The organism is Winogradskyella sp. R77965 (genome assembly GCF_044594915.1).
In the GTDB taxonomy this organism is placed as follows: domain Bacteria; phylum Bacteroidota; class Bacteroidia; order Flavobacteriales; family Flavobacteriaceae; genus Winogradskyella.
This window is the reverse complement of record NZ_CP138990.1, coordinates 1,363,104-1,389,476: the sequence shown is the minus strand read 5'-3', so window position 1 is coordinate 1,389,476 and position 26,373 is coordinate 1,363,104. Positions and strand designations below refer to the sequence as shown.

General features: G+C 32.6%; 30 protein-coding genes and 1 other RNA gene. 19 read left to right on the top strand and 12 right to left on the bottom strand.

Going from position 1 to position 26,373, the window contains the following annotated elements; genetic code table 11:
- Positions 1-43: 43 nt before the first annotated feature.
- A complete protein-coding gene (locus SJY34_RS06280) occupies positions 44-880 on the bottom strand; it encodes an S-adenosyl-l-methionine hydroxide adenosyltransferase family protein (protein ID WP_400080156.1) in 837 nt (278 codons plus the stop codon).
- Between the two features lie 272 nt (positions 881-1,152).
- Between SJY34_RS06280 and SJY34_RS06275 the strand changes: the two genes are divergently transcribed.
- Both SJY34_RS06275 and SJY34_RS06270 read left to right on the top strand, forming a co-directional pair.
- Entirely contained in the window at positions 1,153-2,106 is a 954-nt protein-coding gene (locus SJY34_RS06275; RefSeq protein WP_400080154.1) for a PhoH family protein, read from the top strand.
- 2 nt (positions 2,107-2,108) lie between these two features.
- Positions 2,109-3,062 (top strand): phosphoribosylaminoimidazolesuccinocarboxamide synthase, encoded by a 954-nt coding sequence (locus tag SJY34_RS06270; protein ID WP_400080152.1) that lies wholly within the window; start codon positions 2,109-2,111, stop codon positions 3,060-3,062.
- Positions 3,063-3,160: 98 nt separating this feature from the next.
- Here SJY34_RS06270 and SJY34_RS06265 read toward each other — a convergent pair whose 3' ends face one another.
- The 5 genes from SJY34_RS06265 to SJY34_RS06245 form a co-directional block, all read right to left on the bottom strand.
- Positions 3,161-3,685, bottom strand: a complete 525-nt coding sequence (locus tag SJY34_RS06265; RefSeq protein WP_400080149.1) for a DinB family protein — start codon at positions 3,683-3,685, stop codon at positions 3,161-3,163.
- A gap of 71 nt (positions 3,686-3,756) precedes the next feature.
- Positions 3,757-4,521, bottom strand: a complete 765-nt coding sequence (locus SJY34_RS06260; RefSeq protein WP_400080146.1) for a DUF6048 family protein — start codon at positions 4,519-4,521, stop codon at positions 3,757-3,759.
- A complete protein-coding gene (locus SJY34_RS06255) occupies positions 4,487-5,050 on the bottom strand; it encodes a DUF6452 family protein (RefSeq protein ID WP_400080143.1) in 564 nt (187 codons plus the stop codon). Before SJY34_RS06255 ends, SJY34_RS06260 begins: the two co-directional genes overlap by 35 nt.
- 24 nt (positions 5,051-5,074) lie before the next feature.
- Positions 5,075-6,529 carry a 23S rRNA (uracil(1939)-C(5))-methyltransferase RlmD gene (rlmD, locus tag SJY34_RS06250; protein ID WP_400080141.1) on the bottom strand — a complete coding sequence of 485 codons (1,455 nt, stop codon included), beginning with the start codon at positions 6,527-6,529 and terminating at the stop codon, positions 5,075-5,077.
- A 132-nt stretch (positions 6,530-6,661) separates the two neighbouring features.
- Positions 6,662-7,828, bottom strand: coding sequence for a mechanosensitive ion channel (locus SJY34_RS06245; RefSeq protein ID WP_400080138.1), 1,167 nt, complete (start codon positions 7,826-7,828; stop codon positions 6,662-6,664).
- 256 nt (positions 7,829-8,084) lie between these two features.
- Here SJY34_RS06245 and SJY34_RS06240 point away from each other — a divergent pair, with 256 nt between their 5' ends.
- From SJY34_RS06240 to rocD, 4 genes are all read left to right on the top strand, one after another.
- Entirely contained in the window at positions 8,085-8,591 is a 507-nt protein-coding gene (locus SJY34_RS06240) for a hypothetical protein (RefSeq protein WP_400080135.1), read from the top strand.
- The gene (locus SJY34_RS06235) at positions 8,592-9,143 is read left to right on the top strand and encodes an RNA polymerase sigma factor (RefSeq protein ID WP_400080132.1); all 552 of its coding nucleotides are present in this window, start codon (positions 8,592-8,594) and stop codon (positions 9,141-9,143) included.
- Positions 9,133-9,519 carry a DUF6768 family protein gene (locus tag SJY34_RS06230; RefSeq protein WP_400080131.1) on the top strand — a complete coding sequence of 129 codons (387 nt, stop codon included), beginning with the start codon at positions 9,133-9,135 and terminating at the stop codon, positions 9,517-9,519. Before SJY34_RS06235 ends, SJY34_RS06230 begins: the two co-directional genes overlap by 11 nt.
- A gap of 158 nt (positions 9,520-9,677) precedes the next feature.
- Complete coding sequence (gene rocD / locus SJY34_RS06225; RefSeq protein ID WP_400080128.1) at positions 9,678-10,958, top strand: ornithine--oxo-acid transaminase; 1,281 nt, start codon at positions 9,678-9,680, stop codon at positions 10,956-10,958.
- 80 nt (positions 10,959-11,038) lie between these two features.
- Here the strand turns inward: rocD and SJY34_RS06220 are convergent, their stop codons facing one another.
- Positions 11,039-11,377 carry a CCC motif membrane protein gene (locus SJY34_RS06220; protein WP_400080126.1) on the bottom strand — a complete coding sequence of 113 codons (339 nt, stop codon included), beginning with the start codon at positions 11,375-11,377 and terminating at the stop codon, positions 11,039-11,041.
- Positions 11,378-11,384: 7 nt separating this feature from the next.
- Positions 11,385-11,684 (bottom strand): DUF2752 domain-containing protein, encoded by a 300-nt coding sequence (locus SJY34_RS06215; RefSeq protein ID WP_400080124.1) that lies wholly within the window; start codon positions 11,682-11,684, stop codon positions 11,385-11,387.
- Between the two features lie 92 nt (positions 11,685-11,776).
- Here SJY34_RS06215 and SJY34_RS06210 point away from each other — a divergent pair, with 92 nt between their 5' ends.
- On the top strand, positions 11,777-11,989 hold the full coding sequence (locus tag SJY34_RS06210) for a hypothetical protein (protein ID WP_400080122.1): 213 nt from the start codon (positions 11,777-11,779) through the stop codon (positions 11,987-11,989).
- Positions 11,979-12,536: a Smr/MutS family protein gene (locus tag SJY34_RS06205; protein ID WP_400080119.1), complete on the top strand. Its 558-nt coding sequence runs from the start codon at positions 11,979-11,981 to the stop codon at positions 12,534-12,536. Before SJY34_RS06210 ends, SJY34_RS06205 begins: the two co-directional genes overlap by 11 nt.
- Here SJY34_RS06205 and SJY34_RS06200 read toward each other — a convergent pair.
- Positions 12,533-13,501 carry a hypothetical protein gene (locus SJY34_RS06200; RefSeq protein ID WP_400080116.1) on the bottom strand — a complete coding sequence of 323 codons (969 nt, stop codon included), beginning with the start codon at positions 13,499-13,501 and terminating at the stop codon, positions 12,533-12,535. The genes SJY34_RS06205 and SJY34_RS06200 overlap by 4 nt on opposite strands.
- Before the next feature lie 35 nt (positions 13,502-13,536).
- Here SJY34_RS06200 and SJY34_RS06195 point away from each other — a divergent pair, with 35 nt between their 5' ends.
- Positions 13,537-14,682, top strand: coding sequence for a cysteine desulfurase family protein (locus SJY34_RS06195; RefSeq protein ID WP_400080113.1), 1,146 nt, complete (start codon positions 13,537-13,539; stop codon positions 14,680-14,682).
- Positions 14,683-14,694: 12 nt separating this feature from the next.
- On the opposite strand, the gene SJY34_RS06190 is transcribed toward SJY34_RS06195, so the two are convergent.
- Both SJY34_RS06190 and SJY34_RS06185 read right to left on the bottom strand, forming a co-directional pair.
- Positions 14,695-17,160, bottom strand: coding sequence for a carboxypeptidase-like regulatory domain-containing protein (locus SJY34_RS06190; RefSeq protein ID WP_400080110.1), 2,466 nt, complete (start codon positions 17,158-17,160; stop codon positions 14,695-14,697).
- Between the two features lie 11 nt (positions 17,161-17,171).
- Complete coding sequence (locus SJY34_RS06185) at positions 17,172-18,860, bottom strand: M23 family metallopeptidase (protein WP_400080108.1); 1,689 nt, start codon at positions 18,858-18,860, stop codon at positions 17,172-17,174.
- A gap of 177 nt (positions 18,861-19,037) precedes the next feature.
- On the opposite strand from SJY34_RS06185, the gene SJY34_RS06180 reads away from it, so the two are divergent.
- The 4 genes from SJY34_RS06180 to rny all read left to right on the top strand — a co-directional run bounded on the left by SJY34_RS06180 (position 19,038) and on the right by rny (position 21,496).
- Positions 19,038-19,328 (top strand): hypothetical protein, encoded by a 291-nt coding sequence (locus SJY34_RS06180; protein ID WP_299124738.1) that lies wholly within the window; start codon positions 19,038-19,040, stop codon positions 19,326-19,328.
- 18 nt (positions 19,329-19,346) lie between these two features.
- Positions 19,347-19,634 carry a cell division protein ZapA gene (locus SJY34_RS06175; RefSeq protein ID WP_400080105.1) on the top strand — a complete coding sequence of 96 codons (288 nt, stop codon included), beginning with the start codon at positions 19,347-19,349 and terminating at the stop codon, positions 19,632-19,634.
- A gap of 57 nt (positions 19,635-19,691) precedes the next feature.
- Positions 19,692-19,821, top strand: a non-coding RNA gene (gene ssrS, locus SJY34_RS06170) — 6S RNA.
- A 97-nt stretch (positions 19,822-19,918) separates the two neighbouring features.
- Complete coding sequence (gene rny / locus SJY34_RS06165; RefSeq protein WP_400080102.1) at positions 19,919-21,496, top strand: ribonuclease Y; 1,578 nt, start codon at positions 19,919-19,921, stop codon at positions 21,494-21,496.
- A 52-nt stretch (positions 21,497-21,548) separates the two neighbouring features.
- Here rny and xerA read toward each other — a convergent pair whose 3' ends face one another.
- A complete protein-coding gene (xerA, locus tag SJY34_RS06160) occupies positions 21,549-22,457 on the bottom strand; it encodes a site-specific tyrosine recombinase/integron integrase (RefSeq protein WP_400080099.1) in 909 nt (302 codons plus the stop codon).
- Between the two features lie 217 nt (positions 22,458-22,674).
- Here xerA and SJY34_RS06155 point away from each other — a divergent pair, with 217 nt between their 5' ends.
- The 6 genes from SJY34_RS06155 to SJY34_RS06130 all read left to right on the top strand — a co-directional run bounded on the left by SJY34_RS06155 (position 22,675) and on the right by SJY34_RS06130 (position 26,294).
- Positions 22,675-23,181, top strand: coding sequence for a porin family protein (locus SJY34_RS06155; protein WP_400080097.1), 507 nt, complete (start codon positions 22,675-22,677; stop codon positions 23,179-23,181).
- Positions 23,182-23,334: 153 nt separating this feature from the next.
- Positions 23,335-23,910, top strand: a complete 576-nt coding sequence (locus tag SJY34_RS06150; protein ID WP_400080094.1) for an outer membrane beta-barrel protein — start codon at positions 23,335-23,337, stop codon at positions 23,908-23,910.
- Positions 23,911-24,076: 166 nt separating this feature from the next.
- Positions 24,077-24,670 (top strand): porin family protein, encoded by a 594-nt coding sequence (locus tag SJY34_RS06145; protein WP_400080091.1) that lies wholly within the window; start codon positions 24,077-24,079, stop codon positions 24,668-24,670.
- A 165-nt stretch (positions 24,671-24,835) separates the two neighbouring features.
- Positions 24,836-25,255 (top strand): type II 3-dehydroquinate dehydratase, encoded by a 420-nt coding sequence (gene aroQ, locus SJY34_RS06140; RefSeq protein ID WP_400080088.1) that lies wholly within the window; start codon positions 24,836-24,838, stop codon positions 25,253-25,255.
- Between the two features lie 2 nt (positions 25,256-25,257).
- The gene (locus tag SJY34_RS06135; RefSeq protein ID WP_400080086.1) at positions 25,258-25,734 is read left to right on the top strand and encodes an outer membrane beta-barrel protein; all 477 of its coding nucleotides are present in this window, start codon (positions 25,258-25,260) and stop codon (positions 25,732-25,734) included.
- A 98-nt stretch (positions 25,735-25,832) separates the two neighbouring features.
- Entirely contained in the window at positions 25,833-26,294 is a 462-nt protein-coding gene (locus SJY34_RS06130; protein ID WP_400080083.1) for a hypothetical protein, read from the top strand.
- The last annotated feature ends 79 nt before the right edge of the window (positions 26,295-26,373 follow it).

Genomic DNA, 26,373 nt, shown 5'->3' with positions numbered 1-26,373 from the left:
ATTCGGAGTTAAATAGGAATCTCTTTCATCATTTCCCATGACTCTATTTTTTTGAAAAATTGATAGTCACAGTATCCATCGTCTTTAAACCCATTAAAGTAGAGGCGCCACCCACTGTTGTGCAATTACTTTTGTAAACAGCAATTTCTAGATATTCTGAAGAATTAAAAACGACTAAACCTTTACCTTCATCATTACGTTTAGATTCATCAATGTTAAAGTCTATGATATCGCTATACTTGTTATATATTTTTTGAAACTTATGACTACGAGCCGATATGTCGTAGGCTCTAGTCTTTTGCACATTTTCAAAAAACTTACGTCTAATGTTTGTTACCACATTACCATAATTATCTATATAAATAACAGTACCAATAATCTGGTTTTGCTCGTCATTAACAAACGGTATTAAATTTTTAATTGGTTTTATGGTGTTAATAACTTTTCCTATAATCTCCAAAGTACCTCCTCTAGCAATATGGCAAGCTACTTTTACAAAAACATCTAATGAAGGAAAACTGGTTTCGACTTTGTCGTGTATGTTAATCTCCACAATCTTTTCAGGAGCAATTTCCGCACAAATCATACTCATTATTCCATTATTTGCGCATATAAAGTAATGATCGTCTAACTTAACTGCAATGTGCTTATTTTCAGGACTTAACTCAGAGTCAATTCCTATAATATGAATAGTTCCTTTTGGAAAACTACTATACGCATTTTGAATAATATATGCCGCTTCAGAAATATTGAATGGAGACACCGAATGCGAAATATCTACAATTCTAATATCCTCAAGTTCGCTGTAAACAGCTCCTTTTATAGCTCCGGCAAAGTGATCCTTTTCTCCAAAATCAGTCGTTAAAGTGATAATTGCCATGGATTGATTGTTGATATTTTTTTAAGAATTATGGTTGTAAAATTGCTAGCTTTGTATGTATACAAAACTAAGAAAAGAAAACAGATTAACACATCAAATAAATTTTAAAATGATACATAAATAATTTGAAATATATTGTCTTTAGATAAATTGTAAAATCCAAGCATAGCATAGCTATGGTTTTATTTTGTAATGAAATATAAGGGCAATAGAAGCAGATTATATGGGTTATTTTAGTGTTTATTTGGTGTTAACTAAAAAAAAGCAGGCTTTTGAACGAACTTATCCTAGAACTTGAAGAAATAACTCCAAAAGAATTCTTCGGTCCACAAAATGCTAATATTGAACTTCTAAAAAAATATTTTCCAAAACTTAAAATTGTAGCTAGAGGCAATAAACTAAAGGCTTATGGTGATGAAGATTTACTTGAAGAATTTGATCATAGAATGACCATGTTGATGAAGCATTTCGGAAAGTACAATAAGCTAGATGAAAATGTTATTGAGCGTGTACTCACAAGTAATAGCAGTGATGATTATAATACGTCCGCTAAAAGTGGTGAAGTTATTGTGCATGGTGTTGGAGGTAAATTGATAAAAGCTCAAACTGCAAATCAGCGTAAATTGGTGGAGAGTGTTCGTAAAAATGATATGGTGTTTGCAATTGGTCCAGCGGGAACAGGAAAGACCTATACAGGAGTAGCTCTAGCAGTACAGGCTTTAAAGAGTAAGGAAGTTAAACGAATTATTTTAACACGCCCTGCAGTTGAAGCTGGTGAGAATCTCGGTTTCTTACCTGGCGATTTAAAAGAGAAGTTAGATCCATATATGCAACCATTGTATGATGCTCTGCGTGATATGATTCCTGCTGAGAAGTTAGAAAGCTACATCGAAAAAGGTGTGATACAAATAGCTCCATTGGCATTTATGCGTGGACGTACCTTAGATAATGCATTTGTTATATTAGATGAAGGGCAGAATACAACACATGCGCAGATGAAGATGTTTTTAACTCGAATGGGTAAAAACGCAAAGTTCTTACTCACAGGTGATCCTGGTCAGGTAGATTTACCAAGACGTACCATTTCAGGATTAAAAGAAGCACTTTTGGTCTTAAAGAATATTGATGGAATCGGAATGATTTATCTAGATGATAAGGATGTCATTCGTCATAAATTAGTTAAGAAGGTCATTTCAGCTTACAAGAGTATTGAAAATAGAGATTAAGTATGAGTAACACTATAATAGATACCAATTTTAATTTTCCTGGTCAGAAAAGTGTTTACAAAGGAAAGGTTAGAGAAGTTTATAATATCAATGATGAGCAATTAGTTATGGTCGCTACAGATCGTTTGAGTGCTTTTGATGTTGTAATGCCTAAAGGGATTCCTTATAAAGGCCAAATCTTAAATCAGATTGCGACTAAGATGATGAAAGAGACTGAAGACTTGGTGCCAAATTGGTTATTAGCGACTCCAGATCCAAATGTAGCAGTAGGCCATTTATGCGAACCCTTTAAAGTTGAAATGGTAATTCGTGGTTATATGTCTGGTCATGCAGCACGAGAGTATAAAGCAGGTAAGCGAATACTTTGTGGAGTGGCAATGCCAGAAGGTATGAAAGAAAACGATAAGTTCCCTCAAGCAATAATAACTCCTGCTACTAAGGCAGAAATGGGAGACCATGATGAGGATATTTCTCGAGAAGACATACTGGCTAAAGGCATCGTTTCTGAAGAAGACTACATAATACTTGAAGATTATACTAGAAAGTTGTTTCAAAGAGGTACAGAAATCGCTGCTGAACGTGGCTTAATTTTAGTAGATACCAAATACGAATTTGGGAAAACCAAGGACGGGAAAATTGTATTGATTGATGAAATCCACACACCAGACTCGTCACGTTATTTCTATGCAGATGGTTACCAAGAACGTCAAGACAGAGGAGAGGCTCAAAAGCAATTGTCAAAAGAGTTTGTGAGACAATGGTTAATAGCAAATAACTTTCAAGGTTTAGAGGGACAATCAGTACCTTATATGAGTGATGAGTATATAGAAACTGTAAGTGAGCGCTATATTGAACTTTATGAGAATATTACAGGTGATACTTTTATAAAGGCTGATGTTAAGGATATTCAGAGTCGGATTGAGGGTAATGTTTTGGGATATTTAAAAACTGTTTAGTCGTTGATTCGTTGAGTTGGTAATTTGTTGTCACTCTCAACATGTTTCAGAATCTTACTTACTTTTTGAACATGAGATGCTGAAATAAATTCAGCATGTCAATATTTCTCTTTCAAAGTCTTAGCATGATGCTCAACATGATGCGCAGTCCACATAATAATTTCACGAACAGGCATTTTTCCCATTAGTGGATGTGGTAAAATTACTGTGTCTAAATTCTTATCACTGATTTTTTTAGTCTTGTATTGTAGTTTTTTGCTCTCGGTTTGTAGACGGTTTAAAATGTAGTTTTTATCAGCTAAAGTTGGCACTTTCATGTTTTGAGAACCTTTAAAAGTTTTACCTTTTGCATCTTGCAAACGTTCTTGGTAGCGTTTTACAATAGCATCATAATCTCTAACAGGTCTATTGGCTTTTCCAAATTTGAAACGCAATAAATACTTTGGCATGCTTAACGCATTGTTAAGCGGTTTTATGCTCTGAAGTAGGTGTAAAGCTTGTTGACCAGTTGTCCATTTGCCTTCTGGGCCTGACGTCCAAGATTCATCAGGATGTTTTTCTAACCAAGATATTAATTCAGAATTTTTTTCTTCTATTAAATCTACTATAGCCTCTTTATCCATGTTTGATTTATTGATAAAGAAAAGATAGTAAAAAAATGGCTTAGTTGTTTATTGGTTTATTAACCACAAGATTATTCTTCAACTTCCTTCTCTTGAACTACAATTTTATCCTTCTTAAAAATAGGGACTAAATAAGACAGATTAAAACCGTAACCAGCTCCAATACGCCCACTATCATAGGTTCTGTTGAATCCTGGGATATAAATATTTTCGTAGTTATTAAGTTCAGTTTCTGTGATTAAACCTTTGAGCTGTACATTAATGCCTGCAAAGAAATTATTGAAAAGTTCTGCTTTTAATCCGATTTGTAGTTCTATCCAAATTGCTGTTAAACCACTAAACTCCTCACCATCTTCAACCGAGAATAAATCATTTCCCCAGTATTGATTATTAATGTCATAAATTTTGTAGCTATTTCGCGTTTGACTAAATGAACTTGCACCAACTCTAAAGCCTGTATAGATCATGTTTTCCATGTCTAACCAGTTTTTATAGAGATTTAGGTCTATGCCACCCTTAAAGTAACTTCCTTTAGTGGTATTGTTTAAAACTTCATTTTCAATAGTGCGTTCCTCATTACCAATTTCACCAGCTAAATACATGGTTTTGGTTAGACGATAATCTCCCATAAGTTCAAAACCTGTATAATCATCTTCAAAAAAAGAACGGGCCAGTTTACTCATGTCAGCACCTAATCGTAATCCATACTTTTGTTTGTAGATTAAGGTGTCTTTAATGGTTTTTTTCTCGTCTTCTTGGGCATTTACTATTGCAGAAAACAACAGTAAAATAATTACGCTTCTAATGAAAGATGCGAACATGTACTGTGTTTTCATTTTCTATTATTGTTTCTACGATTTCTATATTACTTATCCAGTTATCTGTATCATTTTCTCTTACGACTCGTAATTCATTAAAAATACTTTTATATCCGCAGGCTCTAGAAACATAGACAAATTTAGTGGTATAGTTGATTTCTATAATGTCTATATTAGAATCTGTAGTAGTATCTTCATCTAATCGTAAGTTAGTATCTTGTTCTAAAATATAGCGTGTTACAGTTTCTTCTTCAGCGTCTATTATTAAGGGTAACTCGGCAGAACTGGTATTAGAATTATATACAATAGTTTCGTCAGAACTGCCTTGTGGTGGTTCATTAAGTAAGCCTTCTCCATATATTGTGAGTCTAGGTACATTTTTTAAATCGTCTGGACTAGTAGCATCGTAGAACTCAATTAATAAACGCGGAGTAGTAGGTGTACTTTCAGCACAGATATCGTCTCGCTCACAGTTTTGTAATGTTGTTAATATTACTAAACTTAGTATAACAGTGACAATAGTTCTTATTATATTTACTTTATTCATAAACTAATCAACAAATAAACAGATCTAATATTTCTCAAACAAAACAACTGTTTCTATATGTGCAGTATGCGGAAATTGATCTACCAAACTTAGTTTTTTTATCTCGTAGCCAGCTTCCATCAATTGCTCTGTATCTCTTGCTTGTGTAGCAGGATTACAAGATACATAAACCAAACGTTCTGCATTTAGGTTTATTATTTTTTTAAGAGTTTTTGGCGCTATGCCAGCTCTTGCAGGATCTAAAATAATGGTTCTTATTTTATTGGTGAATTCTGGGTGTTCAGTTAGAAATTTTCCAACATCAGCCGCATAAAATTCTAAACCTTTTATATTATTTCGTTTGGCATTTTCTTTGGCATCCTCAATAGCAGAGGCTACAATGTCTACACCTACAATTTTAGTGTTATTTGCTTTACTTGCGATGATTTGTCCTATAGTACCAGTACCACAAAATAAATCTAAAACTATAGTGTTGTCTATAGCTTCTTTATTCTCTAAAGCGTAATCAACCACTTTAGAATACAATTTTTCAGCACATTTTGGATTGGTTTGAAAGAAGCTTTTCATGCTGATTTCAAAATTCAAACCTAATAGTTCTTCAACAATTTTATCATCACCATAGACTAGAGAAATACTGCCTGATGTGGCAATAGTTCTATCACCAATTTCATCATTTATGGTATGCAATAATCCTGCAACACGATTACCAAACAATTCGACTAAATAATTCGCAAATTTATTTAAATCAAATTCTGGTAAATCATGAGATGTTGTGACTAAATTGAATAAAAGCTTATTTGTTTTATAAGATTTACGAACTACAAAATATCTAAAGAACCCTTCTTTTCTTGGTGCATGCCAAGGAGCTAAACCAGTAGCTTCACAATAAACTCTAATGTCTTTAAGGTGATTTTCAAATTCAGCATCAAATAAACCAGAATCTCTATTTAGATTATCGCCGCACCACCAAGTGCCACGCTTTTTAAAACCTAAGGTAAATTCATCGACGTCGGTTTTTAACTGGCGATCGTAACCAATCGCAGAGAAACCGTATTCCATTTTATTTCTGTAATGGAATGTGTTAGGCGAGCTAACAAATTCATCAAACTTAGTTTCAATATCAGTTACTTTACCAATACGTTTGAATAACTCTAAAGTGCTCTGTTTTTTATATTGGTGTTGTTTTTCAATGGGTAATTGTATGTATGGAGCGCCAGGGATATCTTGATAAGGCACATCTACTTCATCTTCCGATGGTTTTAAGACCTCAAAGAGTTTACCTTCAGCATATTTCTTACTCGATTTTTTTATCTGAGCTTTCACCAATTGTCCTGGCAATGTGTTAGGTACAAACACCACAAATTCGCCATGTTCGTTACGAATGCGACCGATACCTTTACCACCAAATGCATAGTCTTCTATTAAGATATCTATGATTTGTCCTCGTTTTACAAATTGGTTGCGTTCTCGTCTTGGCATTTATGAAAAATTAGAATGCAAATATAGTTGCATTTTAGTAAAATTCTCATGCTATATTTAATGTAATTATTGCATAAAAAAAGCTACTTATAAAATTAAGCAGCTTTTAATAAAATTAAGGGTTAAAAAGTATTAGTTCTTATTAAACTTGTCTAAGATTTTTCCCATTTGTTTTCCTGCGGCTTCGCGACCGCCTAAACCGAAAGATAATACCACTGTTAATGAAACAGTGCTAAGAGTTATACCGAAAGCGAGGTTGACAATTTCATCTGCTATTCCCATAGAACGTAAGCCGATTGCTAAGAAAATAGCTATAATGCTAATTTTAACTATAGATACAACAAACGGATTGTTTTTACTATTTAAGGCTTTAGTAAATAGATTTGAGATAATTAAACCAATACCAATTATAACTATTCCAAATAAAATTTTACCTGCATACGCTAATACGGTATCAATGATTTCTGTAAGCTGTGTAAACTCTAGTTTTTCAAAAGCAGTAAGCATTCCGAAAACAATAATAAGAGCATAAGCGATATTAGAAATTAGACTTGCTATACTTTTAGTGCCAACATATTCTGACATATTCATTTTTGCCACTAAGCCGTCGATATTAAGACTTTGTAATAATTCTTTTAAGAGCTGCGCTACAAATCGTCCAACAAAAACAAATATTAGAATTATGATAGTTGCAACTAAAATTCTAGGTATAGCCTCAAAAAACGAACTAAGCATAGTCGTTGCAGGTTCAGATATAGCTTTCATATCTAAAATATGAAATGCAGAAATTAATAATGGGATAAAGACAAAAATGAAAACCACCTTTTTAAGAATCTTTACAAGATTAATATTTTCTGGTAGCTTAAGTTTTGGAGTCAACTTTTGAATTGTATCACCAGATAATTCTACAAGTTCAGATACAATTGTTGCTAACATATATCCAATATATGCAACTAAGCCAGCTCCAATAATGTTCGGAATATAATTAGTAAATCCGTTTAGTAAGTTTTTGATAGGGTCTAAAACATCGGTTAAACCAAGTTTTCCTAAGGCGAGCATAAAAACGAATATCATTACTAGGAAATAAAGTAATTTACCCACAAATGAAGATATCTTTATTGATGCATTTTTTAGTTTATCATCGACACCAGTTTTTTTAATGAGTTTTGTAGTCATTCGTTTAATGAAACCGGCTACAAACCAGCCGATAATTAATATTAGTACTGCAGCAATAACACCAGAGAGGCTCTCACCAAATGATGCTGTGAATTTGTCAAATAATTGAGTTAAATAGTTCATGGTTAATATGTTGATTAATTAATATTGTATACAGTTAAGACACCATATTATTTAAAAAGACACATTAATGTTTTAAAATCTTACAAAATCAGTATTAGTATTAGACTATATTTATAGAAATAATTAAAATAATTGAACCTATTTATATTTTTACGTCTTTAGGGTATGAAACATTGATTACATAAAGTATAATTATATGTTATCTCTACTTTTTGAATGTTCCATCTAACACTAATATTTAAATAGATACTAGCAGATGAATGCTGTAAATATACATAAGCGTACTATTAATCAACCTAAAGAACAAGTGTCTCAGTTGATTAACACATTAGCGACTCAAAACGATTTAGTTTGGCCATATGAAAATTGGCCTGCCATACGTTTTAAAAATGGATTGCATGTTGGAAGTAAGGGAGGTCATGGAATTGTACGTTACTCTATTATTGAATTTAAAGAAGGTGAACATATTAAATTTCAGTTTTCAAAACCAGATGGCTTTAATGGTATTCATGAGTTTAAAGTAACAGCAATAAATGATCAAAGCACAGAACTACGTCATGAAATAAATGCCAAATTATCTTTTAAAGCAACCCTATTATGGGTATTTGTAATTCGTTGGCTTCATGATGCTTTAATTGAAGATGCTTTTGATAAAGTTGAAAATTATTTCTCAACAACTAAAAAGGAAACTAAATATAATTTCTGGGTTAAGCTTTTGAGAGAAGCTTATAAAAGACAATCCTTTCAAACTAAACATGTTTAATTGAAAACCGACCAAAGCATAGATGTGAAACTAGTTGAAGCTTATAAAGCCGGTGACAAAAAAGCACTGGCCGCTTTGGTAAAGCGATGGCATAAATTATTTTGTGATAAAGCCTATTGGTTGGTTAAGGACAAAGATGTGGCTAAGGATATAGCTCAAGATAGTTGGACGATTATTATCAATAAAATAAATCAACTTCAAGAACCAAAACAATTTAAATATTGGGCTTATAGAATTGTATGTAATAAATCAACTGATTGGTTACGCTTACAATCAAAAAATAAAAAAAATACAGTTAGTTATGATGTGGAAATTGAAAGTAGAGATACTAAATATTCTGAAAATGAACAGTTAAAACTGTCACTATTAAAAGCAGTAAATGAATTGCCAAACAATCAAAAAATAGTAATTAGGCTTTTTTATATAGAAACCTATAGCCTAAAGCAAATAAGTGATTTATTACAAATATCTGTAGGAACGGCTAAGTCAAGGTTGTTTCATGCGAGAGAGAAATTAAAAAGAACATTAAAAAATAAAGATTATGAAAACTAATATGGAAGACATAGACCAATTAATAAAGGAAACACTAACTCAGGAAGAGGCTAAGTTTTATGATAATTTAGAAGAACAAAATCTTTTCCAAATGATATCTGGACTCTTTTCAGGTAAGAATAGTTGGATTGTTATTATGATGAGTATTGTACAGGTCATCTTTTTTGGGTTCTTTATTTATTGTGCCATTCAATTTTTTAGAGTTGAAGCTACAAATGATTTAATTAAATGGGGAGTTCTTGGAACTGTGAGCTTGATGGGATCCATGATGTTAAAGTTGTTTTCATGGATGCAAATGGATAAGAAAGCTGTCATTAGGGAGATAAAACGACTAGAGTTACAGGTATCGTCATTATCGAGTAAATTGTCTGAGTAAGTTTTAATTCACGTTTATATTTAGTAATTTGCGTATCTCTTAGGGATGATTTCTTTCCCACGCTGAATTTTCGTACGCTTCGAAAGGATAAAGGTAGATAAGGAATGGACATTTTATATATCCATTTTTATGGATAGTAACCTTTAAAACAAATTAAAATGGCTGTTTTAGACCACATTTCATCGCAAGAAGCGATGGCACTAGAAAACAAGTATGGAGCTCAAAATTACCATCCATTACCAGTAGTATTAAGTAAAGGAGACGGTGTTTACGTTTGGGACGTAGAAGGTAAAAAGTATTACGACTTTTTATCGGCATACTCTTCATTAAATCAGGGACATTGCCATCCAAAGATCGTCAATGCAATGACGGAACAAGCACAACGTTTAACCTTGACGTCTCGAGCATTTTATAACGATATGCTCGGACGTTATGAAAAATATGCTACCGAATTTTTTAAGTTCGATAAGATGCTACCTATGAACTCTGGTGCAGAAGCTGTAGAAACTGCTTTAAAGCTTTGTAGAAAATGGGCTTACGAAGTAAAAGGTATTGACTTAAATAAAGCTGAAATCATTGTTTGTGAAAACAATTTTCATGGCAGAACAACTACAATCATATCGTTTTCTAACGACCCTGTAGCTCGCAAAAACTTTGGTCCTTATACAGATGGATTCATAAAAATAGAGTATGACAATTTACAAGCTCTTGAAGATGTATTAAGTTCAAATCCAAATGTTGCAGGTTTCTTAGTAGAACCAATACAAGGTGAAGCAGGTGTTTATGTACCTAGTGAAAACTATTTGAGAGAAGCAAAAGCTTTATGTGAAAAGTATAATGTATTATTTATTGCTGACGAAGTGCAAACAGGTATTGCACGCACAGGACGTTTGTTAGCGACTTGTGGTAATTGTGATTGTGCAGATAAAAACTGTTCTGGTATACCAGATGTGAAGCCAGATGTATTAATCCTTGGAAAAGCTTTAAGTGGCGGATTATATCCTGTATCTGCAGTAATGGCTAATAATGATATTATGAACGTTATTCAGCCAGGAAACCACGGAAGTACATTTGGTGGAAACCCAATTGCTGCAGCAGTGGCAATTGCTGCTTTAGAAGTAGTTAAAGATGAAAAATTGGCGGAGAATGCAGATTATCTTGGTAAGCTTTTTAGAGCGGAAATGAATAAGTTTATAAAAACGAGTAATATAGTCAATCTTGTAAGAGGTAGAGGCTTACTTAATGCAATTCTAATCGATGATGACGAAGATAGTGATACGGCATGGAATATTTGTTTACGACTAAGAGATAATGGATTGCTTGCAAAACCAACACACGGAAATATTATCCGTTTTGCTCCTCCTTTAGTAATGACTGAAGAACAATTATTAGATTGTGTCTCAATTATAATTAAAACATTAAAAGAGTTTGAAGCTTAGAAGCAAGCTCAAAGATAATTACAAAAAAAAGCGATTTTCAATTAAGAAAATCGCTTTTTGTTTATTCAAGGTTTGAAATGTTATTCTATTTCAATACCCATTTGTCTGTAAACTTCCTTTTGCTGTTCCATATAAGCTTCCCATCCGCCTACTGAATAAATTGAATATATAGACCAAATAAGAGTTAGAGCAGCTATAACCAATCCGATTATAGCAATAATTTTTGCTGTTTTAATTTGACTAAAATTGCTATATAAATCTGGTTGTTGAGCATACAAGTTTTCATCTTTTTTAGCTAAGAAAAGTGCAATACCAGATAGTATGATACCTCCAATACCAGCACTAAAGCAGCAGCAAATAAAAGAGATACTTCCTAGTACTATAGATGTGGTTGCATTAGGTAATTTTTGTTGTTCCATGGTTGTTTTATTTTAGATAAAGTTTAAGTAAATAACTGCTTATGATGGTAAACACATTCAGCAATGCCAAGATAATAATAATTTTATTGCCAGATTTAAAATTCTTGAAATGATTGACTATTAAAAAACCGAAAAGTGCAATTATGGTATAAACCGCAGGATACATTAAAAAAGCATCTGCAAACTGACCTTTTATGAGTAGCACAACGGATCTTTGAAGTCCACAACCCATGCATTCAAAGCCAAAATACTTTTTGTTAATGCAAGGAAGCATATAGTCCTCAAGTCCTTTAATGAGTAATCCCATATTGCTAAATTAAGAATTTGCTAAATACTTTTATAATATCATCCCTAAATTATTGTAAACCGTATTTTTGTATTGTATTTCAATTCTATACTATGAATATTTCTAGGCTTATAAATTTTATATGTATCCTTGCTGGTGGCGTAATTGCCATATATGCACAAGCTGAAACAAAGCAAAACACCTATTTATTAATGGGAGGCATTGTAATGCTAATGTTTGGAATTTATAGAACTTCTCGAAATATTCCAAGCAAACACGATAAGGACGAGGAGGAAACTTTTATTAAGTCAGAAGATGAAGATTAAGCTTGGTAATACTGTTGAAACTATAGATGATAATATTACTGGAGTTGTAACGAGGATCTCAGGAAATACCATTACTATTGAGGATAATGACGGATTTGAGTTTCAGTTTGAAGCTCATGAACTCATGCTTTCTTCTAATGAGTCTGTAATTGATAATGCTATTTATAACTCGGATATTGAAGCCGTAAAAAAAGAGAAGGAAACGAAAAAACGAAAAACTACACCATCAGTAAAGCCAAAAGAGCGGCATGCTCCAAAGTTTGAAGTCGACTTACATATCCATCATCTCACGGAATCTACAAAAGGCATGACCAATTACGATATGCTAAATTTGCAATTAGACACTGCAAGAGGACAATTAGAGTTTGCCATAAGAAAGCGAATCCCTAAAGTTGTGTTTATTCATGGAGTAGGAGAAGGAGTGCTTCGTCAAGAATTAGAAACCTTATTTGGTCGTTATAACAATATAAAGTTTTACGATGCAGATTATAAAACCTATGGTTTAGGTGCCACTGAGGTTAGGATTTTTCAGAATATTGAGCCTTAGTTTTCTGGTTGATAATCTGTTATTGTGGTGATTAATGTACCAAGGTCTACTTCAGTTGCTCTTAGAATTTCTACATCTATATCTTTTACCAGAAAATGAGTCGTAACCGTTCTTGTATATTGGTTGTCATCAGTTAGACCAGGATCACCATAATCGATGGTCTCAAAATTATTGAGATAATGTGCAATTGAAACCCCGTTATTATCACTGGTATCGTTTATAGGATTCATATCACCATCCTCATCTTCCAATCGTGTTAAAATACCATCACCATCATCATCAGTATCAAGATAATTTGCAATTCCATCGTTATCCGTGTCTAATGGCGTCGTGAATGGATTGTTATCTCCATCTAAATTGTCATCATCTAGCTCATTAATCGTCTTTATATTATCATTATCATCATCTTGGTCAAGATAATCCGGAATTCCGTCAAGATCTGAGTCTTGAGGGTTGGCTATACCTCCTGGACCGTATTCGTGTTCGCTTGGAATAAGATCATTGTCATCATCTACTATGGTCACTGTAACATCAACAGTTCCGCTATCTGCCTCATAGTCTTCAACAATACTTAAATCTCCAGGCGATACAATTGCACAAATATCAGTAGCATTTACGGATCTGTTATAGGTTCTATAAATAAATCGAACATTATTCATGTCAATAGTTAATACTTCAGGCTCATCAATTGGTGTTGGACTATTAAATAGCCCATCATTTGTTTCACTCCTCGGAAAAATTAAAATAAGAGCTTCATTAGGATCATTGCGCGTATCAAAAACTAAATAAGAATCTTCAAAGTTAGTACATCTCTCTAAATCTTGGCCAAAATCTAAATCAACAGTCATAATATCACCATCATCACAAGCCACCATAAAGAGTACACAAAAGAGTAAAGAAAAACGACGTATCATAGCTTCAATTTTGAACAAAAATAAACGATTTGTAAAATTATAACGCTCCATTAACTAAATAATTTTATTTACAATATTTTTGCAACATGAAAGAGGTATATCTAGATAATGCAGCAACGACAGCATTGCGATCAGAAGTCGTTGAGCGAATGACGCAAGTACTACAAGAAAGCTACGGAAATGCTTCATCAACACATAGTTTTGGACGTTCATCAAAGGCACTTTTAGAACAATGCCGAAAAAATATAGCAGCTCATTTTAATGTATCTGCAGCTGAAATTATTTTTACATCTGGTGGAACCGAGGCAGATAATTTGGCGTTGCGAAGTGTTGTTAGAGATTTAGGGGTTACAGAAATCATCACCTCTAAAATTGAACATCATGCGGTTTTACATACTGCAGAACAATTGCAAAAGGAATACGATATTGAACTAAAATTTGTGGACTTAGGTGATTGTGGTTTGATCAATTACGAACATTTAGAGCAGCTTTTGCAATCTTCTAAAAAGGCAGTTGTAAGCTTAATGCACATTAATAATGAAATTGGTAATATTTTAGATATTGAACGTGTTGCTAGGTTGTGTAAAAATCATGATGCATTGTTTCATACGGATGCTGTGCAGTCTGTTGGGCATTATAAAATAGATTTAAAAGAGATTTCTATTGATTTTTTGGCGGCTAGTGCGCACAAATTTCATGGACCGAAAGGTGTTGGTTTTTGTTTTATAAGAAAAGAATCTGGATTAAAACCTTTGATTTTTGGTGGTGAGCAGGAGAGAGGTTACAGAGCAGGTACAGAATCTATACATAATATAGTAGGTATGGATAAAGCCTTAACAATGGCGTATAAAAATCTTGATGCTGAAAAGGAATATGTATCAGATTTAAAAACATATTTCATTCAACAAATAAAAAAACATATCCCAAATGCAAGTTTTAATGGAGGTTGCGAGATTGTTGCAAATAGCACTTACACATTAGTAAATATATGCTTACCAATTGCACCTGAAAAAGCTCCTATGTTACAGTTTCAACTCGATCTAAAGGGGATTGCCTGTTCTAAAGGGAGTGCCTGTCAGAGTGGGAGTTCACAGAATTCTCATGTGCTTACTGCGATACTAGACGATAATAGTTTAAGAAAACCTTCAGTACGCTTTTCATTTAGTATTTTTAATACTAAAGAGGAATTAGACTATGTAATTTCGGTTTTAATTGAATTTGTTAATTCTTAGAAAAATATAATTTTAAAATCTAGCCGACAACCTCACATTAAAAACACGAGGTGTTAAAAAATTAGGAATGGCAAATTGTCTTTTGGTATAAACATCTCTAACCCATGTATTGGTAATAGAGTTTTGGTTATTAAACATATTATAAATTTCAAAACCTATGGAAAGTGCTTTTACGGACTTTTTCCAATTCGAATTATATGTTTTTTCAGGATTTACCAAGTCGTAAGAGATACCTAAATCTGCACGCCTGTAATCTCGCAATCGTATTTGGTATTGATAAGGGTCTGCATAACTAGGAGAACCACCTGGCACTCCGGTATTATAAACTAAGTTGAGATACATCTTTAAATCTGGCATGTTTGGCACATAATCCTGAAACAAGGCACCAAACTTTAAACGTTGGTCTGTTGGCCTAGAAATATAACCACGATCATCAATATTTTCTTCAGTTTTAAGGTAGCCAAAACTAAACCAAGATTCAGTTCCTGGTACAAATTCTCCATTAAGGCGCATATCTAACCCATAGGCATAAGCTACGGCATTGTTATCTGCTCTGTATCGAATTCTAACATTTTCTAGAGTGTAAGGATTTACATCAGATAAACCTTTGTAATACGCTTCGGTTACTAATTTAAATGGTCTATCCCAAATCTCGAAGCTGTACTCATTTCCTAAGACAATATGAAACGATTTCTGTGCTTTTACATTAGGTTGAACAACACCAGAAGAATCTCTTAACTCTCTATAAAACGGAGGTTGATAATATAAGCCACCAGCAACTCTAAATAGCATATCCTTTTCCCAATCTGGTTTTATGGCGAATTGTGCTCTTGGGCTAAATACAGTTTGCGAAGAACTCTCAATATCGTCACCATTAACTGTCCAACTATGTGCTCTAACACCAATATTATAAAAAACCTCATTACTATTCCATTCTGTGCGTTTACTGTATTGTGCAAAGGCTTGTAAACGATTTATTTGCACTTTGTTTAATGCTCTAATGTTTTCAAAAGCAGTTAATGGGCCAGCAAAAGGTTCGTAAGGTTGAAGATTGGGTTGACTAAAATTTGGAGGACGAATAGAAAATCCTGCTGAATCTATAACTTCATATTCCACAAGTCGATCTCTAATATCTTCATGTGTGTATTTTACAGACCATTCTACCGTACTTTCCTCATCGATTTTATAGTCACCTCTATGTTCTGTATTGACTATGAAAGCGTCCAAGTCGTTACGTGCATGAGTGAGTTGTGAACCAATACCTTCTACAAAAGTTGCTTCACCAAAGTTGTCACTACCTATATTAGTGTCCACCTCTCCTAAAAAATATTGTGCAAATATGTCAAAGTATTCTTGCTCAACTGTGTGATAAGCTGAAGCAATTAATTTTAGAGTTAAATCATCATTGGCAAAGTAATTCGCTTTAAAAGCGCCAAAATAGGTTTGATATTGATCTTTTTCTTGGCCATTATAGAAGACTCTCAATAAAATTGGATCTTGTAATGTTCCAAATTTAGTGTCTCTATCTTCTGGTTGAAAATTATATTTATTTAGAGAAATATTTCCTAAAAAATTTAAATGAAACTTACTCGAAAAACGATAGGTTAAATAGGTTTGTGCATCTGCAAATACAGGTTCTACATTGCCTTCCGTTTCAAGATTATTCAAGATTAGACTATTATCTCGGTAACGAACACCTGCTATGCCTGAAAATTTACCATCTTTTGAAACTGTTTCTGCGGCAATACTTCCTCCTAGTAGACTTAAATCTGTTCTAATACCAAAGTCAACAGGATTTCGATAAGCTATATCTAAAACTGAAGATAACTTATCTCCATATTTAGCTTGAAAACCTCCAGCAGAAAAATCGACATTCTGAACTAAATCAGTATTCACAAAACTCAAACCTTCTTGATTACCTGAACGAATTAAAAAAGGTCTATAGACTTCAATTTCATTAACATAGACCAGGTTTTCGTCAAAATTACCACCTCTTACAGAATATTGAGTACTCAATTCATTTGAAATATTTACGCCAGGTAGGGTTTTTAAAATATTCTCAACACCAGGTTGTGCACCTTTAATTGTTCTAATCATCTCAGGAGAAATGGAAGTAACTCCATCGACAGATTGCCTCGTATTTGTATTAATGACAACAGTTGCAATTTGCTCTACTTCAACTAGCATTACAGGATTGTATTCTAATTCTTGGCCGTTTTTCAAATTGAATTTCTGTTCAATTTGTTTATGAGAAATATGGGTAAATACTACTGTAACTTCAACTCCAAAAGGAATTTTCAGCTCATAAAACCCGTTATCATTGGTGGCAGTACCTTCACCAGTGCTGGCTTTAATGTTAACATCTTTAATAGGACTATTACTTTCGTCTAAAATAACTCCTCTTATAATTGCAGACTGTGAGAAGGATAGTACACTAAAAAGTAAGCTCAAAAGAACTATAAAATATAAGCGTTTCAAATAGTTTAGTTTTATTTTCTAAAAAATGTTGCTTCAAATGTAGAGCTATTTCCAACATTATCAGTAACAATTATTTTTAATTCATTCCTAGTATCTCTAACGATATTATCATTGAAATCGTGTGTAAGCATTTTGGTTTTATAATCGTATTCCATTAAAATCCACTTACCATTTACTGTAGCTCTGTACTTGCTAATTCCAGTTAATTCATCTTCAATTTTCACTTTTAAGTAGCGATACTTACTTAACCACTTCTTATCCTGAAAGTTAATAGGTTCTATAGTTGGTGCAATCGTATCTATTGCTAATGCATATGTTCCAAACTCTTTGCTACCAGCACTTATAATATTGCCTTTTCGTTTAGTGGAAACATAGTAAGGCTTTTTATAATATCCATAAAGTCTGGCAATATAAATTTTATCCCGATGTTCTGATTTATAGTTGCTTAAATCGTAATTGATGTAGAAATTCTTTTGTAGTGGTATTTTGTCTTCATGCAAATGTAAAGTATCAGAAACCACTTTGAAATCTATATAAGAATCATCGTATAGTGTATTGCTGTAAAAGTTAACAGTAACGTTTTCAGCTTCTAAAGTTGTTGTTTTATCACTATAAATTAATGATTTGTTTGATGCGTCACCTTGAGCTTCTTTTTTAATCACTTTGTATTTACCTTTTACAGGAATAGTCACCCAAGTTTCGTTACCCTTAAAATCTCTTATTCTAACCTTATAGACCGAAGATGTGCTGTCTTCAACCTTTATGTAACCATTATCATTGATATTTTTGTATAAGCTTAAAGGATTATTTTTTTGAATGAATAACTTCTGAATTCTTGATTTTTTACTTTTAAAATACTCATAATCAATTAAACGTTTGATATGCTTAGATTCATCGAAACTAAATCGCTTAAAGTCTATTTCTAAACTTTTGTTGCCATTAAAAAACGTCTGAATATTACTAACACCATTATTATTTGGTGCTAAATCTTGCTTATCGTATGATGTAATGCCAAATCCAATATTACCATAGGCTGTAATCTTTTCCACTTCGTAGTCACCAGTTTTCTGAGGAATCAATCGCAATGGCACACGTTCGTTCTTGCCATTGATTAAGGCGTTTTCATCTTTAGGATAGGCATATACTGCAGAGACAAATGGTGCTTTGGTGTCTTTTACATCTATGCCAAATAGCATTGGATTCATTGGTCGTTCTTGGTTATCTCTTATTTCGAAATGTAAATGCGGTCCGCCTGAACTACCTGTATTACCAGAATATGCAATTACTTCGTTTGGTTCTACTAACAATTCTTCGGTATTGGGAAACATTTCAACTTCGAAGCTTTCTTTTTCGTATTGGCAATCTTTAATGTATTGTTCTATGCGTTTTGAAAACTTTTGGAGATGACCGTAAACAGTTGTATAACCGTTAGGATGCGTAATATAAATTGCTTTTCCGTAACCAAAGTGCGAAACTTTAATTCTACTGACATAACCCTTTGCTGCTGTATAGACTTTTAAACCTTGTTTTCGCTGGGTTTTAATATCTAGTCCACCATGAAAATGAGAGGAACGCAACTCAGCAAATGTACCGGAAAGTACGAGCGTAATATCTAATGGATTTCTAAAATAATCTTGAGGATATTCTGATTGGGAGTAAACAGAACAAGATATAAGAAATAGGAGCAAAATTTTTTTCATACAATGACAATTGTAGCTAAAATATTAATTTGATGGCGATATACAAACGTTAAGAGATTATTATTTTAGTTAACGGTTTAGTTTTATGGCTATTATTCATATTAAAAATAATTGTAAAAGAATTGTGTTTTTTGATTAGGTATGTTAACTTTGTTTAAATAGTATTGAATTACTTTAATGAGTAAAATAGAAGACATTGTTGATGCATTAGAGAATAAAATCAGTAAGATTTTACATAAGCAAGAGGTTTTAAAACAGACCAACGCAAAACTCTCAGAACAATTAGAACAGCAGCAACAAAAGCTTTTAGAGCAACAAGAAGAATTAGGATCTTGGGTAGAAAAGTATGATACGCTCAAAATAGCCAATTCAATGCTTGGTAGTGACGAAAATAAACGAGAAACGAAGCTCAAAATAAATGCACTTATTAGAGATATTGACCATTGTATTGGTCAACTCTCGGAATAATGTTGTAAATTAGACTAAATGCCAGAACAATTAAAAATTAAACTTTCTATAGCAAATAGGGTTTATCCATTAACGATTAATCCAATTCAGGAAGAAGGTTTACGCAAAGCCTCAAAGAAAATTGAGGCTATGATTGGACAGTTTGAGCAGAATTACTCTGTTAGAGATAAGCAAGATGTTTTGGCCATGTGTGCCTTGCAATTTGCAGCTCAAGTAGAGCAAAAGTCAATAGATAAAGAGTATGTAAATGAAGAAGTTCAGGAAAAGTTAGAAGCTTTAAATGAACTTTTGAAATCACATATTTAACTCGTACGTTCTTTAAAATAAAAGGTTACTGCCTACATTAGTTACATTTTTTGATAAACTCAACGTTAATTCTTTAAAAAGGGTGAGTTGAAGTTGTAAAATCGGGCCGCTAGTGCTGAACTTGTTTCAGTATCTCAGGCGGATTTTTGATCAGCTTGTTAGCCCTAAACTTGTTTTTAAGGAGTTTATACAAAACCGATAACTGATGTAGGCTTTTTTTTATTCCCACGTTAGGTCGGAATCTTAAAAATGTATACCTATCAACTATAAACTAAATAATAAACATGGACACTAACACAATTTTATATATTGTTGGAGGAGTAGTATTAGGACTAATACTCGGATATATTATAGCAAAATCATTGGAGAAAGGTAAATCTTCAAAACTAATATCAAATGCAGAAAATGAAGCAAAGACTATATTAAAACAAGCAAAATCTGACGCAGAATCTTTAAAAAAAGATAAAATACTTCAAGCAAAAGAAAAGTTTATTGAGTTAAAAGCAGAGCACGAAAAAGTTATTTTGTCTCGTGATAAAAAAATGGCTGATGCCGAAAAGCGCATCAGAGATAAAGAATCTCAAATTTCAAATGAGCTTTCTAAATCTAAAAAAGCCAATCAATCTTTAGAATCTAAAATCAAAGACTACGATTTTAGACTTGAGTTTGTAGAAAAGAAAAAAGATGAACTAGATAAGGCACACAAAAGCCAAATAAAACAGCTAGAAGTTATTTCTTCTTTATCCGCTGAGGAAGCCAAAGAGCAATTAGTTGAATCTTTAAAAGAGGAAGCTAAAACTGACGCAATGGGTTTTATACAAGATCGCGTAGAGGAAGCAAAATTAACTGCTCAACAAGAAGCCAAGAAAATTATTATTAATACCATACAACGTATAGGAACAGAGGAAGCTATTGACAATTGCGTGTCTGTTTTTAATATAGAATCTGATGATGTTAAAGGAAGAATCATTGGTAGAGAAGGACGAAACATTAGAGCCATAGAAGCTGCAACTGGTGTTGAGATTATTGTAGATGATACACCAGAAGCTATTATTCTATCGTGCTTTGACTCTGTAAGACGTGAGATAGCGAGACTGTCATTACATAAATTAGTAACAGATGGTAGAATACATCCAGCACGTATTGAAGAAATTGTAAGGAAAACAGAGAAGCAAATTGAGCAAGAAATTATAGAAGTTGGTAAGCGCACTGTAATCGATTTAGGAATTCATGGATTAAACCCTGAATTGATTAAAATGGTAGGTCGTATGAAATACCGCTCGTCTTATGGGCAAAACCTATTGCAACACTCTAGAGAAGTTGCTAAACTTTGTGGTGTCATGGCTGCTGAGTTAGGTTTGAATCCTAAGTTGGCAAAACGCGCAGGATTATTACACGATATAGGAAAAGTACCTTCATCTGAAGCAGATATAGAAACACCTCATGCTATTTTGGGTATGCAATGGGCAGAAAAGCATGGTGAAAAACCAGAAGTTTGCAATGCTATTGGAGCGCACCACGACGAAATAGAAATGACGACATTATTATCACCTATTATTCAGGTTTGTGATGCTATATCTGGAGCAAGACCTGGAGCAAGACGCCAAGTCTTAGACTCATACATACAACGTCTTAAAGATTTAGAAGATGTTGCTTTTGGGTTTACAGGTGTTAAAAAAGCTTACGCTATACAAGCTGGTAGAGAACTTCGTGTTATAGTGGAAAGTGAGAAGGTGTCTGATGATAAAGCTGCAAGCTTATCTTTTGAAATCTCTCAGAAGATTCAAACTGATATGACCTATCCTGGACAAGTAAAGGTTACTGTGATTAGAGAGACAAGGGCAATAAATATTGCAAAGTAAATATTATTGGTTTTATATATTAAAAGGCGATCTAGAAATAGATGGTCTTTTTTTATTTTCTAGGATGAAATTTATTTAAGACATCGCTCAAGTGCGAACGATCTAAATGCATATAAATTTCTGTGGTTGTAATACTTTCATGTCCAAGCATCATTTGAATAGCTCTTAAATCAGCTCCGTTTTCAAGCAAATGTGTTGCGAATGAATGTCTAAAGGTATGAGGTGAGACGTTTTTATTTAAGCCAGACTTTTCAACTAGCTTTTTTATGATTGTAAAAATCATAGCACGTGTTAGTTTTTTTCCTTTATAATTTAAGAATAGAGTATCTTTAGAGCTCACATCTACTTTGATATGACTTCTTATATCCTTCCAAATAGTAATGTACTTTTGCGTATTTAAGCCGATAGGTACAAAACGCTGCTTATCGCCTTTACCAGTAACTTTAATAAAACCTTCGTCAAAAAATAAATCCGAAATTTTAAGTTCTATGAGTTCGCTTACTCTAAGACCGCAACTATATAAAGTTTCAATTATTGCTCTATTTCGTTCGCCGAGGTTTACACCATTATACTGATAGCTCAAATCTATAGCATTTATTAAATGGTCTATATCATTAACTGATAATGTATCTGGCAATTTTCTTCCAATTCGTGGCGACTCAATTAGGTCTAAGGGATTTGTTTTTCTATAATTTTCAAAAATTAAATAGTCAAAGAAGTTACGCAGACCAGAGATTAATCGTGCCTGTGATCTTGTATTAATAGATTTTGAAATGGCATATATAAATTCTTTAACAATCTCATTATCAATAGTAATAGGTGAAGCCGAAATAGAATTTTTCTCTAAATAATGAATAAGCTTTTTTATATCGTAGCTATAATTTTCAATAGAGTTTTTTGACAATCCACGCTCTATTTGTAAGTAATGTTTATAATCAACTATTGCTTGATGCCATTTCATGGTTAAAAATAGTGATTAATAGCCTATAAATTATAGAAATCTCTACGGATTAGAGCATAGTTAACACTAAATTGTTAATAACATATATTGTAAAATACTGGTTTACATAATTTTAAACGTAAATGTTTACAAAATTGTTAATAACTGTACTCAAAAGTCTTAATATTTAAAAAAAAAGCCTTTAGTTTGTACTAATCAATTTTAAAACTTAAATATTATGAAAAAATTATTTTTATGTGCTGCGGTTGCAGTATTTGCTTTTACAAGTGTTAATGCACAATCTTTTGGTGCCAAAGCTGGTATTGATTTAGCATCAAGTAAGGTGAAATCTGATGGATTTAGCGTTACTGCTTCTGAAACTGGATTTTACGTAGGTGTTTTTGGTCAATTTGAAGTTTCTGATGCCTTTACATTTCAGCCAGAAATAATGTATGTAATCATTTCTGATGGTGGAGAAATTCATATTCCTTTAATGGCTAATTTTTCTGTGTCTGAAGATTTCAGCGTTTTAGCTGGACCTGCATTGGGTATTCTTACAGAATCAACTGAGGGATTAAGTTCTTTTAATTATGGTATTGAAGCTGGTGCAGCTTACAATATTTCAGAAGAATTCTTAGTTGAAGCAAGATATAGTCTTGGATTAGCGAATTTAGTTGAGGACGCACCAAGTGGTGTATCTGCTAACCTTAGCGGTTTTTATATTGGTGTAGGATACAGATTCTAAGCTAAAAAATTTTGATATTTTAAAAAGAGGCAAATTGCCTCTTTTTTTTATTAAAATATCGACTAAATGTTATAAAAGTTAACGTACTAATTGTAATTGGTTATGATCTAAATCTTACATTTGAAGTCTTAATCAAATCAATAATCTATTAATATGAAAAAAATAGTTCTATCAGTTGTAATCACATTTTTAGCCTTCGTTAATCTTAACGCTCAAGATGATTCTACCTCAAATTCAAATCAACAATTTGGTATAAGAGCAGGTTATTCCTCATTTATTGCCAAAGTAAAAGTAGATGGCGTCTCTGGATCAGACAATATTTCAGGTTTTTATATCGGAGTTTTTACTGAAATAGAATTATCTGATAAATTTAATTTACAACCAGAGTTAGTCTTTTCAAATTTCAGTCAAGATGGTGAAAGTAGCAGTATATTTCTGGTTCCAGTTCTTGCAAAGTTGAAAGTTAATAATGAATTAAGTCTATATGCTGGACCCCAATTTGACTATTTACTTAATAAGGAAGATTCTGAAGGTTTAAAGAGATTTGGTCTTGGTTTAGCTCTTGGTGCATCATATGAGATTTCTCAAGAAGTTTTTATCGATATACGGTATTCTCTTGGAATTTCAGACAGACTCGATGGAGATTTAGTAGATTTCGAGGATTTCGAAGATTTCAACATTAAAGCGAAATTAAATTACCTTCAAATAGGTTTAGGTTATCGCTTCTAAAATTAACTTAAACTATAAAATCTACCGAAGTTAACGCTTCGGTTTTTTTATGATATAAATTTTAAAATAGACGCATTCTAACTAACAAATATAGACTGACCGATATCATTGTAACAGATTTAAACTACTTCTAGCTTTGCATAGTATTAATCAATAAACTATTATTATGAAAAAAGTACTATTATTTTTTGTTACAGCGTTTTTTGGTATTGCTGTTGTAAATGCACAGGTTAGTTTTGGTGCTAAAGCAGGTGTTAACTTATCCGATATTTCAGGTGAGATTGTAGATAGCTTTGATGGTAGAACATCATTATTCTTTGGTGCGGTTGCAGAAATACAAATTTCAGAGCAATTCTCATTTCAACCAGAACTATTGTTTTCTTCTCAAGGATCAGATTACTCTGAAGACTTTGACGGAGAAGATTTTGAAGGTACGGTTAAAGTAAATTACTTAAATGTTCCATTAATGGCAAAATATTATGTGGCTGAAGGCTTTAGTATTGAGGCCGGACCACAGATTGGATTTCTTTTGAGTGCTAAAGATGAGTATGAAGATCAGGAGGATGATATCAAAGACTTCCTAAAAAGCACTGATTTTGGAGTTAATTTTGGACTTGGTTATAAACTTGATAGTGGATTAAATTTTTCAGCACGTTATAATTTAGGTTTATCAGATAATATAGATGCTGATGGTTTTGAAACTGACGGGGCTGAGTATAAGAATAGTGTCATTCAGATAGGTCTTGGTTATTTCTTCTAGCTGTTAAAAGAATATTAAAAAAACCGAAGTATTTACTTCGGTTTTTTTATGCGCTATTTTCATATATTTACCTTATGACCCGAGCGAAAAACAAAACTATTATATTTATGCTTATGTTTCATGAGCGAACTGCATGTGACAATAAAAAACAATAACAATAAACACATGAAAAAACTTATCATTATAAATGGTCCAAATCTAAACTTATTAGGTAAGCGAGAAACCAATATATACGGTAATTTAAGCTTTACTGAGTTTTTTGATACTATTGTAAAAAAATATCCAAATGTTTCACTTGAGTATTTTCAGTCTAATGTTGAAGGTGAACTCATAGATAAAATACAAGAGGTTGGATTTTCTTATGATGGTATAATTTTAAATGCGGCAGCATATACCCATACGTCAGTTGGAATTGGTGATGCTGTTAAAGCGATAACAACTCCAGTTATTGAAGTACACATTTCTAATACCTTTTCTAGAGAAGAGTTTAGACATCAATCATATATTTCACCAAACGCTAGAGGAGTAGTGCTTGGATTTGGTTTACAGAGTTATGAGCTAGCAATTAATAGTTTTATCGATTGAGTATGAAAAAGACCTTTGTATTTATTTTTGCGTTATTACTAATTAGTCTTACGGCAACAGCGCAAACTGAGTTTGGTATTAAAGGAGGTTTAAATTTCACCTTTTTTAAAGTTACTGAGGGAGATTTTGGAACAAACCCAGATACAGAAATAGGTTACTATGGTGGTGTATTTGTAGATATAAAAATTGATAATGGATTTCACTTTCAGCCAGAACTATTATACAAGGGAGTAGGAGAGTTCGAATTTTTGAATGCACCTATGTATTTAAAATACGATATTAACAATAACTTTCATATTCTTGTAGGACCTAGTTTAAATTATTTCTTTGATGTTGTAAATGCTAATTTTAAAGTTAGAGCAGATATAAGTTTAGATTATAATTTGTCTTATAAATTAAGTATTCATATGAAGTATACTCTTGGTTTTGAAGAACTTTCTCCAAATATTATATTTTTAGGGTTGGGTTATAAACTATAGGTTCCTATTTAATATTAACTATCTTTTCTGAATTGCTTATAACTATTTAACAGTTAGAGTTGGTAAATTTACAATCTAACTCATTGATATTAATTGTTATGCGGTTTATTTTTACAATATTTATACTTTCTAATTTTGCTTTTTCTCAACAGCAACGAAGTAGTCATCAATTCAAAGTATTTCAAGATAACCTTGTTACTCAAAAATGGGATTTAACTGTTAAAGGTTTTAGAATAAACGATAATTTATTCTTAACCATGAGTCAAAATGATTATTTTAATCTGATTAATACAGTCAAAGAGGTTCCTGTATATCTCAGGTATAGTATAAACGATAAGTTGAGCATTTTAGCTGGTGCTAAATTTGATATTCATAGAGACCTAAATAGTGGATCTCAAGATCTAGGACTATCTACAAGTTTTGGTTTACAATACGACTACAATGAAAACACTTATTTTCAAGCCGTATTCGACTACCAGTTAAAACAAGTCGATAATCCTTATCACTACAATTACGAGTTGCCAGCGAGTTTTAGTTTTAAGTCTGGATTTAAGTTTTAAGCAAAAAAATGCGATTCAAACGAATCGCATTTTTTTATATTTCCAATTATAGACCATCCGAGTAAAAGTTCCTTCCCTC